Consider the following 15,427-nt stretch of genomic DNA (forward strand, 5'->3'; position numbering starts at 1 on the left):
AATTAGAAATTCAGGTCAACTCCAAACATTACAGAACGCATAGCCGGATAACGCAGGCCGGTGTTCGTATTTAATTCCGGATCCCATAGTTTGAAAGGAGAGAAACAAAATAAGTTATTGCCACTCACGTAAAAACGAATAGCTTTGGAATGTATCTTATCAGTTACAAATTGCGGTAAAGTATATCCAAGTTCCAGCGTTTTCAAACGCATAAAACGCATATTCTTTTTCCACCATGTGGAATTCCGGTAATTCTGTCTATTAGGCTCCTCCGTCAGTCTCGGCCAAAAGACATCTTGAGCAGGGTTCTCTTCTGTCCATCTGTCGTTATAATTAGAGTAAATATTCCCTTGCAATGTTTGTCCGCTACCCGGAATGAAATACGTAGTTCCACCAATCACACGATAAGTATCACCTGTTCCCTGGAAGAAGAAATTCAAATCCCAGTTTTTGTAGCTCACATTACCTCCGAAACCATAAACAATACGCGGGTCTACCGTTCCACCAATGTATCCTTCATCCGCATCAGTGATAATGCCATCGCCATTCATATCTATATATTTGATATCACCGGGACGTACTTTTGAAGCTCCAACGTCCTGTGTCGGTATACCGAATTTCAAATTACCATTCGCATCGAAATCATCTTCTGTAAACAATCTTTCTGCCTGCAATCCATACAAAGTATTTAATGAACGGCCTGTCAATCCTCTGTATGTACCTTTCACAGTTTCTGGCTCATCGTATTCGTCCACCCTGTTGATAGCATATGTAAAATTAGAACGGAAACCTACAAACCAATCTTTATTAATTTGTTTATTATAGTTTAAGGAGAATTCCACACCGCGGTTAGTCACTTCACCAAAATTGGCCCAAGGATTAGTCAAGAATCCTGTCTGTGAAGGAATAATCTTACGCTGCATAAAGATATTGGTACGTTTTTCTTTGAAAACATCTACCTGTAATTCCAATTCATTCCATAATCCCAGTTCAAAACCAAGGTTCATTTTCAGAGCTGTTTCCCAGGTAAGATTTTCAACTCCAACTTCTCCTTCTGAAATACCGGTACGACCAATCTGTCCTGTATCACCCCAGTTATACTTATCTGCATTGGTATTCAATGTTGTTATATAGGCAAAACGACGTCCTCCGATATCATCATTACCTACTTTTCCTATAGAACCTCTTAATTTCAATTTACTCAATGTATTTCTGAAACGATCCATGAAAGGTTCTTCAGACAATAACCATCCAACTGCCACAGAAGGGAAAAAGCCGAAACGTTTACCTTTAGCAAAATTCTCTGAACCATTATATCCAAAGTTGAACTCCGTCACATAACGGCTATCGAAAGTATAAGACAATCTACCCGCAATACCTTGTTTTCTATAAGGTTGTACACTACCATTATCATAACTTTGCTGATTATACAGGAACAATGCATCTACGTCATGCTTTCCGAAAGTGCGAGCATACGTTAATGTTCCTTCAAAATAAACCCTCGAATTTCCATATTCCCCCTTATTTCCATGTCCCAAAGAGTCATCTCCATATTTAAGTACAGAATGAATCAGATTACCTTCAATGTCACGTCCGGTAGCAATACTATGATAAGTAGCATCCTTTCCCCTTGTAATCGAACTCTGATTCCAACGGTCGAAAGAAAAGGTTACTTTCGCTTTTAATCCCGGCGTGATCATCTTCAGATTCTGTTCAATAGCAAAGAGTGACTGAATCTGTGAAGCTGTAACTACGTCGTAACCTCGCTGTGTCACCGCTGCCCAAGGGTTCACATCATTAATAGCCATAATTGGAATAGTCCCATCTGAATAGCGGGCAGGATACACGAAAGGAGAAGTTATAAACGCTCTATCAAAAGCATCGTCCGTACTAAATGCCTGCTTGCGGTGTGTTTGAAGGAACCCACCGACATTTAAACGCAGTACTGTTGTCTTAGTCACATCCAAGTCAACATTCGCACGCATATTATAACGAGTTAGTTTCGTTCCTGTATCATAAGGCAAAGACTTATCCGTCTCCATGATTCCCTTCTCACCGAAATAAGAACCAACCAACGAATAGCGCAGGAAATCGGAACCACCTGATACAGTCAGATTCGCACGAGTAGAATAAGCATAATCCTTTGTTATTTCATCCAGCCAATTTACATCCGGATACAAATCTCTGTCATAACCATATCTCGTTCTGTCAATCTGCTCCTGACTGAAAGGCAAACGCGACTTATTCTCTGTTATTTCATTTATCAATGCCATATGATCGGCTGCCCCAATAAAATCCGGAAGTTTTGTCGGCTCTGCAATAGAATGTTCCACACGCAAATTGACAGAAGGAGCTCCTACTTTACCACGCTTCGTATTGATAACGATGACACCATTTGCACCACGCACACCATACATAGCACTCGCCGATGCATCTTTCAATACTGAGAAAGATTCAATTTCAGCAGGGTCTATGTTATTCAAGTCACGCTCGATACCATCTACCAACACTAACGGAGATTGTCCACCGGAGAAAGAAGCAATACCGCGAATCCAAAAATTCGAGGAATCGTAACCCGGTTCTCCCGAACGTTGAACCGCTATCACACCGGCAATCTGTCCTGCCAGATTATTAGACAAAGAGCGCGTGGCACCAACCTGTAACTTCTTAGGCTGTAATGTCTCGATAGAACCGATAACCGACATTTTCTTCTGACTACCATATCCAGTAACCACAACTTCATCCAAGGCTTCAATATCTTCTTCTAAAATTACGTCAAAGTTAATCTTACTTCCAACTTTTATTTGTTGAGTTTTGAAGCCAATATACGAAATCTCTATTACAGAATTCTTTCCGGGTACATTCAAATAAAAATGTCCGTCCATATCCGTAATGACTCCAGTCCCTGTCTGTTCCAGTACACGTACATTTACACCAGGAAGAGGATTCTTGTCCTTATCGGTTATCGTACCACTGATACGAATACCTTTCGCTTGCTCCGACATATTAGTCTTACCAGACATAGAAGAATGTTCCGGTAAAGCGGAGTTAGCGCTTGTTCCATAATACAACAACAAGCAAACAAACAATGCTTTCTTCAAGTCCATAATATTAAATTTAAAAAACTCATAATAAATACTTTATCTCATATTAAGTGAGAGCAAAAGTAGACAACTAATACAAAATGTAATAAAATAGATAGACCAATAATTAAAAAAAATCGTTCAAAATGAAATTAAAATATAATTGAGATATCTTCTGACCTATTTCTGTCATTTTAAGAAATGTTCCGCACGCCCCGGAGTCAATAACTCCCACAAAGAAGCGACTGTCCATCCCGGTGCGAAGATATCGTTATAATACCCTTTCCCATTTTTACCATAATCCCAGTTGGTATGTTGAACGACTTCCGGATAAAAACCGGATTTGGCAATTCCACATAGATGCCCTTCATGAGGTAACAATTGGCGCATGGAAGTAGAAATCACCTCCGCGAAATGGGCAAAGCGTGGTTCTTTATATTCCTTTGACAACCATTGTAGTACCGAAGCAAATTCAAAAACAAACACATCAATATGGTTATTTTCTACAGAAACATTACCCCAACCACGAGTTTTTAGACCGATATCACCCAACATCTGACCTTGAGCAAAAGGAACGTCCCATACATAATACCATGACAATGCAAAATAAGCAGCCTTTCTTGTCAGGTCGGCATAATGACGATGCTCATCTCCTTTCGTTATTAATGAAAGATAGTAAGTTGCTGTAGCAGCATAAAGAGAAGCCTCTTTATCTTCACAATTGGCATCGAGAGTAGATGAAAAATAGTCAGCTTTAGATATCAAGACTTTCTCCAGATAATCTGCTGTCCTTTTAGCACTGGCTAAATAACGTTTATCCTTAAAATATTTATATCCCATTATTAAAGGTAAAGTGGCCGAGGGTGTACTTCCTCCACTATTATCGACCACTGTAAAATCGTCGTGGAATTTACGGGGGAAACTACCATCTTCATGTTGTAACTGCAAAAGTATATCGAGCATATTTTTCATCTTTTGTTCCCATTCAGGATGACGACGGCCATTCTCCCTTTCATAAGCAAGAAAATGAAGCATAGCATAAACCCCTTCTGATTGACGACGAATACTATGTACAGGATCTTCATACCCTCTATCAAAGTTTACCGATTCTTTAAAGAAACCAGCTTGTGTAAAGCCATTCTTCAAATAACTATCGAATACTTTCATACTGTTTTCTTTCAGATCCTCTCTGCCACATTGCCAACTATATTCCCAAGCATTGAATGCATTAAGGAGTACACGACCGATAAAACCGACTTCTGCCTGACCGTTACTCTGACAATCAGCAGTCCGCAAATGAATACCCGAATTAAAAGTCAACGAATTACCAGTCACCAGACTATTCACAAAAAAACGGCTCATAACTTCTTTCATATCCTCTATAGAATAAGGAGTATCAACCGGAGCCGGAGCATAAGTGTCATAACTATACTCCCACGCATTCCGAATAAAATCAGAATAATCATCAGCTTTATTCTCCAGAATCTCCCATGTCAGTAACATTGTTTCTCCTTTTTTCAGAAACTGAAAAGCCTCTACCGCCGGAGCCAATGTTAATTTTCGAATATAGCTTTTAGGTGCTTCACGGTAAGGAAAACCGAAAGAAAGTGTTGCCACTCCATTCTGATTTTCGAATCCAGTAAAACCTATTGAAGTTTTACCTGAAAGAATGATTTCTCCCTCTCGATGAGTAGACAAAACCTCATTAGTAAAATTGTCTATACGACTCACCGTCACAAAGCTTTTTTCCTTTTCTGAATAAATACCTGTAAGAGGAGCACTCAATCTATCCTCACGCACCAACCAGCTGTCTGATGTATGAAATGAAGGTGCTTCCTTAGGAGATCGCAGATTGCGACGATACCAGAACCCCGGCATATAGAACTGGCAATCATCATGATTAAAACCGGTTGACAACTGCTCGCTAAAATTAAAATAAACATCCTCTAATGCAGTCAGACTGACATTGATACGTAACTTACCGTTCATATCCTCCATTTTCTGAGTTATTACCATCGGAATACCTTTGGAAGGTTCCAACAGATAAGATGAACGGTCATTCTTCAACTGCCGCATATCCAGCGAGTATTTTTCCGATTCATTTCCCGGTACTTTTAAGGAAATAGATGCTGAAATCTTTTCTGGAGTATAATTGACGGCTTCAACAGCCTCAACATATAACCCAATAAGTATTCCACAAAATAAGCATTTTAAATTCATGTAAATTCAATTAAATGAATCAGTAATAAAATAAATACTGGTTCTGTTAATACACTAATAATTCATTTTCAAACTTGAGCAACAGCTAATATTTTGTAGCCTGTGTGATACGCAACAAAAGTATGGAATTCTACCAGCTTAGGATATTAAAAACAGGTCAATAAATGAAATTCCAGTCTCAATTTCCCTCCCAAAGTATACATCTTCTGACTCTTATTTACGCAACCGAAAAATTGAACTCATTTCTGAAGCCGGACATATGTTTTACCATTCGGTCCGACTCCTTTAACTACCAACTTCTTCCAATGTCCTGGCAATTTCGAAGGCAATTGTTTAATACCGCTATCTGTAATATCCAAACCACAAAAGCCATTGATTACAGCCTGCAAAAGTCCTCCCGCACCAGTTGAGAAATAAGGATTAGTACCTCCTGCACCTTCAGAAAGTACACCGAACGGAGGTAGCTGGTTGGGACGGAAGCTTTGCACAAATAATTCATAAGCCTTATCCCCTTCACCAAGGCGTGCATATTGCAAAGCCAATACAGAGAATGACATTGCGGGGCCTCCTTTGTCAATCTTTCCCTCATAATACTCCAAATCCTTACGAATTTCTTCCGGACGGGTAATCAGGTTTAATGGATATACCAGTAAATTAGCATCCGCCTGCTTGATAACCTGTCCATTATAACCATCATACTCCATAGTCACTCCATTTTCAAATTTGGGGATGCGCAACTTTGCTGCTATTTCTTTCCAAATTACTGGAGCTTTAACCCCACATATGGAAGCAGCTTTAGCAGCATCCTGTAATGCGCGTATAACAGTACCGTTCGTGAAGGCATTATCATCACCCTCTGCGTATTCATCGGCACAAACCACATTACGAATCGAATAAGAACCATCGTCATTCTTTTCTACACGACTTACCCAAAATTCTGCCACTTTCTCCATTAAAGGGAATCCTTCTTCACGCAACCATCGCTGATCGCCACTCATACAGTAATAATTCCAGGCCGCAATGGCGATATCAGCTGTGATATGATGTTCAAAAGGACCAGTCAACGCCCAAGTCGGACACGCTTCTTCTCCTGCATCATCACTTTCCCAAGGAAACATAGCCCCATCATATCCATAACTTAATGCTTTCTGGCAAGCAGCTTCCAGCCTATCTGTACGATAATCCATCATTGTTCGTGCAATGCCCTGATTCATAAAGAGCATAGGCGGATACATCCAAAATTCGGTATCCCAGAAAATATGCCCATTATATCCCTGTGAAGAAAGTCCAAAAGGAGGTATACTCAACCGACTTCCTTTGCGTGCATTGGAATACAGATTATAAAGTGCAAAACGCACAGTACGCTGTGCTTCATCATCCCCCTCAATCACAATATCACCTTTCCACATCTCGTTCCAGAGTTTCCGGTGCCCATCCATCAGACGCATCAATCCCTCTTTCGCACCATAAATCACTTCACGGTCTGACTCATTGTATGGATCTATAAAATCACGTCCGGTACAAACAGCACCTAATAAAGTAAAAAAGAATTTCTCTCCTTTCTTTAATGAAATAGAAATCTGACCACTCCCATTATATTGTTGCTGCACACTGGAATTTTTATCATAAATAAATGCGGAAGAGGCTGAAACTTTTTGTTCGCGGTATTTTGATAAAGCCCAAGTACGCACTATTTTTATATCATTCCCATTAACATTCACATTGAGCAGTTTCGAACCTATATTTTTATACTCATCAGGTACCTCAATAGGATTTGACACTGTCAAATACATATCCCCCAGTGCCGTAACCTCCACACGAACCAGTCCTGCATAAGGTAAATTTCTTAGAGCACAGATGCTATAAGATACATCCGCTTTTCCATCACAAGTGAAGTGCGTATTATGGGTAGCCTCTTTCATATCTATACACTGTTCCCATCTCGAGATATTATCACCATTTACAGTCTGTCCATTAATTTGCATCTGCAAATTGAATGGATTGATTCCTCGTAAAACACGACTCACATCTTGAGGAGTAGCAGAATCAAAAACATGGTTTAGCATGACATGGCGAATAGAAAACGGTTCTTTCCACGGCAGGATACCAATCCCCCCATTGGCAACTGTTGCCCCGTAATAAGTTCCGTGATAATCAGTTGTCTGTATCTTCCACAAACTATCCTGTCCATTTGCCTTAATAGTGAGAGCTGATACCAGACAATAAAATACGATAAATAGATTTCTCATATAAAAAATAAGATATTTAATTTGTTAATGACATCCGGCACAAAAATAGGGCGTATCTGCCAATCATTAGGAAATAACTTGACCAAATGATGTGACAAATAAACCAAAAGCGTACTAAAAATAATATTTAAGCCAATTTTGTTACCAAAATTGGCTTAAATCAAAAGACAGATTATTTTATCTTATTTAAATGCGTACTTCAATCGTTTTTCCATTCGTAATCTTACTTCTTTTTACAATCTTATGATCCTTTTTTATCAGAACCAACAGTTTGTCATCTTTATCGCGCTTCACCTCAATATCGAATATGGAACCAAATGCACAGATACGTTTCAATGACATCGTATTCCAACTTTCCGGTAGCTGCGGTGTCATCATAAAAGCATCCAATGCAATGGGACGGATGCCGAACAACCCCTCGGTCATAATGCGACAATACAAAGCACTTTCTGTGGATAAATGCCTTTGGTTTCCCTCCGGCCACGCTTCCACTGCGTAAGGAACATGATCACCCAACAAACGAGTAGCAGAGTATTTATCCAAATATTCAGTAGCTATGTCTCTGGCACCACAAGAGTAAGCCCCCCGGAAAGCATAGAGTGTAGAACGATCCCAATAAGTAGAAGTACCCGATTGAGTTAACAACCCATTCTCCATCCACAGTTTATCAGAGAATAGAGCCTCCACAGTACCTTTCGCCTGATCATAAATACCCATAGTCAGAGGAATACAAATCCATGAACGCAGCACTGTATTACCATCATAATAACGATAGGTATCATACCCCTCTACATTACGGGCAAAATATGCATCAATATTCTTATAAAGTTCAGCAGCCCTATCCTGATAAGACTTTATCTGTCTATGTTCTTTTTTCAGCGCCTTTCCCAAATAAGCAGCTGAAATCAAGGCATCATAATATAATGAAGATGTACATAGATTGGCTTTTCCGGCAGGAAAACGATTTTCAAGTTCATCAGAATCAGATTTTACCACCCCATCCGCATTCAGCTGGCGATGACAATATTCCAGACACCATTCAATCAGCGGCCACAATTTTTCAGCCTCATTGCGATTACCGGATGCCAAAGCATAACGTGCTGCGCCATAGCCAACCATTGCTACATCACCACGATCACCCGCAACACCAAAACAATCAATCCCTTCTGCAATTATAGATGAAGGTAAAGGTTTATACTCATCATTCATATAGCGCATAAACAAGCCGAATGAATCCATAGCCGAACGGTTTCCGGCTTGATAACCTAAATATGGAAAAAATGGATTGATATATTCGGCCTGATCATTCGCCCATACAGCAGCATAATAAGCTTCCCCGCCAGGGCTTTGCATATATCCGCCTTTGGTATCGAATATGCTTTCCGAACCACGTATCTTGGCAAAAGAAAACATAGTATTGATTACGTCACTCGGAGTCTCTAACACAAGGTTACCCTGTATCTGACTCAAAAATCTCCGACGTGCCAGAAGTTCATTATTAACATCCAACGCCAACTCCTGATCATGTTTCTTATATCCTGCATAGATTACCTGAAACCAAGCCTTTTCTCCGGCTTTCAGTAAATAAGTACCATCTTTTACCGGAGAAGAAAGGGTAGCCGTTAATGTATAACTGCCTTCCACTCCTTTTGCCTCATCAGTATAATAAAAAAGAGTGGTCGATGGGAGCTGAACTGTCTGTGGGTGATCTGTCGTATTCTCCAACTCATATTTCTCACAGAAGGCCGGTTGTGACGTGGAAGGAAAAAGTGTACGTGTCAACGAAATCCCTCTAGTAGTATATACACTCTTTACAGTCATAATTCCATTCAGCGATACAGTCTCTACCTTTTCACCTACTAACGGCTGACCATTTACAAGGCATAAATGTGCCCAGTCTCCATTAAAATGATGCTGCAAACTACCATGGGTATCATTAGGGATAGTACGAAAAGTAGGTAAAACCATATTCCGGTCAATCACCCATTCACCAGCTTCATTAACACCATAGCGCAATACTGTTGAAACTTTCAGCCCACTCATTTCAATATGGTCATTATGCACACCATCCACTCTCCAGCAAATACTGTCAGGTGAAGTAATCACCCATCTCGTTATCTCACTGGCATTCAGAAAACTGGTATACAATCCAATTAGTAATAGTGTAAACCACAAAGTCTTTTGTCTGGTCATCATATCTTATAGTATTATTAAAATTTTCACACTTATAAATTATAAATCCTCAATATAACAGATGATATAGAGTGAAATACAACTCTATATATAATCTACTCTTCTTTCGAATTAACAAAATCCTTAGGCAATACCCCAAATTGCTTTTGGAAACATTTAGCAAAGTAAGACGGAGAATTAAATCCCACCATGTAGCAGATTTCATTCACCCGGTTTTCTCCCTCTTTCAACAATTGAGCTGCCTTTTTCAAACGCTCCAGGCGTAAGAACTCATTCGGACTCAAATCCAGCACTCCCTTTATTTTCCGATAAAAGTTAGACCTGCTCATATTCAGGTTATCTGCCATGTCATCCATGCTAAATTCAGGATTGGCATAATTAATCTGAATTACTTCGTTCAACCTCTTGATAAATTCCTCATCAGCTTTTGTTAAAGCCATTGTATTAGCAGCTATAAAAGGAGACTCCGCAAAAGCTTGGCGCAGTTTCTCTCTATTCTGAATAAGATTGGAAGCACATGCTTGTAGATATTCTACAGAAAAAGGTTTTTCAATATAAGCATCTGCTCCCAGTTCCATCCCCTCTATCTTTGATTGTATATTGGTCTTGGCAGTCAGCAGGATAACCGGAATATGGCTGTAATTCAAATCCGACTTAATCGTCTTACACAATTCGAAACCATCCATCACGGGCATCACAACATCACTTATCACCAGATTCACATAGTTACCATCAAGCACCTGCAATGCTTCTGCACCATTAGTAGCTGTCAGTACTGTATAATCTCTCGACAACTGACGAACAACAAAAGTAAGCATATCAGGATTATCTTCCACTACCAGCACAGTGGGACGATTATCTTTCTTTCCCGCCTGTTCGGCAGGGATTTCATTTACCCTATCAATTTCCACCTCCGCCTCTGGAGTTAAAGTGATTGTCGTATCCTGAACGACCGGTAAAGTCAGACAGAAAATGTTACTTTCTTCTCCTGCCTCCATAGCCAAAGTTCCCAGATGTAGTTCAGCCAACGAGCGAGAGAGTGCCAAACCGATTCCAGTGCCAGTAGTCACCTTTCCATCCTCTTGCTCATTGAAACGAACAAAAGGTTTAAAAATCTCCTCTTTCATTTCATCAGGAATGATTACTCCATCGTTTACTGTGCGAATACGGAATAGATTATCATCATCAGTTTCGGGTATTTCCAGCATTACATGTACATAACTCTCGGCATATTTCATTCCATTGTTCAATAAGTTACTGATAATCTTCGTAAATGCTTCCTGATTAACATGGGCATAAAAATCTTTTTCTGGTACCTGTAAGGTAAATTCCAACCCTTTCTGTTTTGCAAGAGAAGTGAAACGTATATGAGTTTCTTTCAACACTTCTGTTATATTGCATTTTGCAAAGTTCAACCGGAATCCCTGGCTTTCCGTCTTGCGGAAGTCAAGTAGCTGATTGGTCAGATTGAGTAATCGTTCCGTGTTCTGTTTCATGACGTTCAAGTCTTCACGGGTTTCAGCATCCACTTGTTTTTTCAGTATGATATTTTCCAACGGACCTTTAATCAATGTCAACGGTGTACGTATCTCATGAGCTACATTCGTAAAAAAGTCGATCTTTGCATGATAAACTTCACGTTCTTTCTCCTGCTCAAACTTCTCCATCTGCCTACGATGCTTGTTGTTACTACGCCTCTTGAAATATATAATTACATACAAAGAACAACCTATAATCAACAAAGCATATACAAAATAAGCCCAAACAGAAAGATAGAAAGGAGGAAGAATATGTACTTTTAACGATATTCCATTTTCATTCCATACTCCGTCACTATTAGAAACCTTTACTTTGAATGTATAATTGCCATATCGCAGATTGGAATAAGTAACAATAGGGCTTTCGCCAATTGTCAGCCAATCCGCATCAAAACCATCCAATTTATACATGATTTTACTCATTCTTGGAGCTTGAAAGTCCAATGCTGTTACCCGGAAAGAGAAAGAGTTCTGATTAGACTGAAGAATAAGCTCATCAGAGAAAGTGATACTCTTTTTCAATGGAGATCCCGGTTCACCGACATACACTTCTTTGCCAAACAATAGGAAATCCGTAATCACAATAGATGGAAGCGACCTATTCTCTGAAAAGGTCTTCGGATTGAAAGCGATAAAACCATCGATGCTTCCCAGATAAATCGTACCATCTTCCGTTTCCAGGCTGGAGCGATAATTAAACTGATCACCCAGCAAACCATTGGAGGTAGTATATACTTTCATTGCTCCGGTAGTAGGTTGGAAACATACGAGGCCATTATTCGTTGTCAGCCAGAAAAGTCCGTCTTTATCTTCCACAATCTGATAAACGACATCGTTTGGCAATCCATCTGCCAGATTATAGCTGGTAAAGGTTTCCGTTTCCGGATGGAACAAACAGAACCCTCCACCTTGAGTCGTCAACCAAACTTGCCGGTGAGAATCTTCGAAGATACTTACCACTTTATCATAAGGAAGGCTTTTCGGATTATTTTCATTATGTAGATAATTCTTCCATTTCTTCTCACTTACATTATAACAGTAAGCACCGTTTGCGTAAGTGGCCAACCAGAGGTTTCCTCCTGAATCTTCTTTTATGTCATATACAAACCGACCATTCAGTTCCGGTATCCGGTCAAAATCATCAGATTGTCTGTTGTAGCGCAACAAACCGAATAAAGTACCCAGATAAATATCCCCCGTCGTCGTTCGGCAAATGGAGAAAACGCTGTTGTCTATCAATGAGCGGGGCGAGTCTGTCTTCTGGTAGGTTTTCACAATAGCTCCTGTACGGGTATCCACCACTTTCACTCCTTTCGAAAAAGTTCCCACCCAAAGGTTATCATCAACCAGACACAGTCCATGAACATTTGTAAAAGCATTGCTTGGCGTGAAGAAAGAAAAAGTCTTGGTTTTAGGATTAAAACGATTCAAACCACCATCTTCCGTGCCAATCCATAGAATTCCCTGGTTATCTTGGCAGAACTCACGCACTCGTTTCCCGTGCAGGCCATTCTCTGTTCCTTTCGGATAATATTTCTCGAAGTTCGTATAAAAACGGGGATAATAGTTTATACCGCCGAAGTAAGAGCCAATCCAAATGCCGCCCTCACGATCTTTGCACAATGAATAAATGGCATTATCGGATAAAGAATAAGGATCATTAATCGAACTGCGCAAATGAACGTACTTACCTAGCCGGAGATTATAGATATAAAGTCCCGACTCTGCACCAATCCATAGTTCATTGTCAGAAGCAACCAACAGTTCACGACAGAAAACAGACTCCCCGGATTCATCTTCGAAAAGTAAATCGTGCAATTTGTTTGAAGTCAGATTCAGCTCTTTCACCCCTCCTTTTAAAGAACTTATATACAAACAGTTGTATGCACCTTTTACAATACAGGTCACTACGTCGTTCGCATAAATTTCCTTGTTATTCACAGGCGATAAATAAGGATGGAGAGTTTTCAGACGGTCTTTTGAATAGAAAAGTCCATCGCCATAACAGCCAATCCAAAGGGTTCCGCTATTGTCAAAAGCAAAAGTCTCAACATTGGTGGTAAGAAAGGAGAAGTTCTGTAAGGTATAGTTCTGAAGCTCTCCTTTTTCCAGATTATAACAGAACAATCCCTGTGATTCCACTGCCATCCAGACACACCCCTGATTATCTCCGGAGATAGCCGTCACAGTATGTTCTATCCTTGTATTCTCTACACTTTGTTTGGTAAAATGCTCGAAAGAATCTTTTTCCGGATAATAGATATAAAGCCCTACGTCCGTACCCACCCAGATACTTCCTTTTTCATCCTCGTAAAGTGCCGTGATGAAATTATTGCCTATGCTCCGCTGACTACGGTCATCATGCTTAAATTTACGGAATGACAGACCGTCATATCTGTTCAGTCCATCCTTGGTGCCGAACCACATAAAGCCCTGCTTATCCTGTAAAATTGTATTTACTGTATTCTGCGATAATCCATTCTGTACACTTAGATTTTTGAAATAATAGTGTTCATCTGCCACTTGAGCGTGACAGAGTATCTGATAACAAATAAGACAGATTAAAAGAGTCAGGGTTTTCTTCATACTACGTGTTTTCTATCCTTTCGTTTTGAGTTACCAAATGTAGGCAAAATCATAGCGGAAAGATAGTAAATATGTCTCAATGAATGAAAGAATAGTCCTATTTTTCTATTCGGATACACGCATCAACTGTTATAACGGCTCTTTGCGTAGCTAAAAACGGATTTATATCCATTTCTTTGATTTCTGTAGCGAAACGTAGCAAGGCGGACAAACGAACAATAGTTTCAGCAAATTTATCTTCTTTGACTCTCTTTTGTCCACGTGTTCCCTGAATAATTTTATAAACACGCAGTGAATGAATCAGAAATCTGCACCGACGAACGAAAGCTACTAGCTCCTCTTTATTATCGGAAACAAACTCATCTACCAGCGGAGTACCGGCAGCATGCAGTAATGCTTGTACGTAATTGGAAGCAATATAACCATTCTCCGGAATAGAATCAATAATGCGACGAATTCTCAAAACGTCTACCCCGCACCTTCGGCATAGACGATAATGTTCCTACAAAGACAAAATAAATTCCGAATAATGAAAAAGGTATATCAAAAATTCCATAATGAAAGTTTTTTTTAACATACCTCACTTTCTTTTTACCTATCTGTTTCAGTCTTTACAGCTGAACCGTTACCCAAAAGATTAGGCCAAGCTTTATCATCCCAGTAAACTCTATCAAGCAATACCACACGCCCTAAAGAAAAATACCTAGTAACCAATAAAGAAAAAACGGTTTAATACAGAAGAAAATTCAGCCAGCAAAGCCTTACGCTGTTCGCTGTCAGCAGCAAATAAACCGGTAGACAAGATTTCCCCTATTGATCCGTTAGTTGTTACTACAGCAATTTGTTTGACGCCTTCCACCAATTTTCCATTTTGGGGAGAAACGATGTGCCGACGGTTGGGAGAGTCATTGCCGGAGGTTGTAAGGCATTCGTTGTGAAGAAGTATATCATTAATTTTCCATCCCGAACCTACCGGATGATTACCCAAAGCAAGAATGGAACTGTTTCCCATATTTATCAATGCATTCTCTATCAGAGCCTCATTCAATATACCTCTGATCGTTTCCAAAGCATATCCCTTGAGAAAGCCGGACAAATTGATAGTTACTCCCGGCTGTGAAAAACAGATACTATGATCTCCGGCTGATAAATGTACTGAATATATTGTGTTCTGGTTGTAGTTTTCGGAATGAACTGTGACATCAAAGCATCCCAAAGTCCTGCTATTATATTCCAGGCAAAAATCAATCATTGAATAAAGTTCTTCGCTAAGAACGACCGGAGAAACAAAGGCTGTCAGGTTGACAACAGACAATTCACTGGCCGGATCATAAAAGTTCGCCATCTTTTCCAGCCGGCACAATGCATCATAAATACGATTGACCACAAGCAGCAGTTCTCCTTCCGACTTCCGGCTACATAAGATAATATCCACTCGTGTATGCATGGAAAGAAACCAAGCATAAAATAAGGAATTACCATCATTTGACGGTTTGTATAAATGTTGAATAGTGGTGGTCTGCATCGTATAAAATACAAATTAGGCACGGATTACACA

Annotated in this window: 6 protein-coding genes and 1 pseudogene; all 7 read right to left on the minus strand. The window is 39.8% G+C overall.

Annotation, left to right across the window (positions count from 1 at the left end; translation table 11 throughout):
- Positions 1 to 2 precede the first annotated feature (2 nt).
- Complete coding sequence (locus H8796_RS04090; RefSeq protein ID WP_117932793.1) at positions 3 to 3,107, minus strand: TonB-dependent receptor; 3,105 nt, start codon at positions 3,105 to 3,107, stop codon at positions 3 to 5.
- Positions 3,108 to 3,272: 165 nt separating this feature from the next.
- A complete protein-coding gene (locus tag H8796_RS04095; protein ID WP_117932791.1) occupies positions 3,273 to 5,303 on the minus strand; it encodes a hypothetical protein in 2,031 nt (676 codons plus the stop codon).
- A gap of 239 nt (positions 5,304 to 5,542) precedes the next feature.
- On the minus strand, positions 5,543 to 7,552 hold the full coding sequence (locus H8796_RS04100; protein ID WP_117932789.1) for a glycoside hydrolase family 65 protein: 2,010 nt from the start codon (positions 7,550 to 7,552) through the stop codon (positions 5,543 to 5,545).
- A gap of 186 nt (positions 7,553 to 7,738) precedes the next feature.
- Positions 7,739 to 9,748, minus strand: a complete 2,010-nt coding sequence (locus tag H8796_RS04105) for a hypothetical protein (RefSeq protein ID WP_117932787.1) — start codon at positions 9,746 to 9,748, stop codon at positions 7,739 to 7,741.
- Positions 9,749 to 9,840: 92 nt separating this feature from the next.
- Complete coding sequence (locus H8796_RS04110; protein ID WP_117932785.1) at positions 9,841 to 13,869, minus strand: two-component regulator propeller domain-containing protein; 4,029 nt, start codon at positions 13,867 to 13,869, stop codon at positions 9,841 to 9,843.
- Positions 13,870 to 13,966: 97 nt separating this feature from the next.
- A pseudogene (locus H8796_RS04115) lies at positions 13,967 to 14,344 on the minus strand (acetate--CoA ligase family protein); the annotation flags it as partial.
- 228 nt (positions 14,345 to 14,572) lie between these two features.
- Entirely contained in the window at positions 14,573 to 15,394 is an 822-nt protein-coding gene (locus tag H8796_RS04120; protein WP_117932781.1) for an FAD:protein FMN transferase, read from the minus strand.
- Positions 15,395 to 15,427 lie beyond the last annotated feature (33 nt).

Source organism: Bacteroides sp. M10, assembly GCF_014334015.1.
Taxonomy (GTDB): Bacteria; Bacteroidota; Bacteroidia; order Bacteroidales; family Bacteroidaceae; genus Bacteroides; species Bacteroides intestinigallinarum.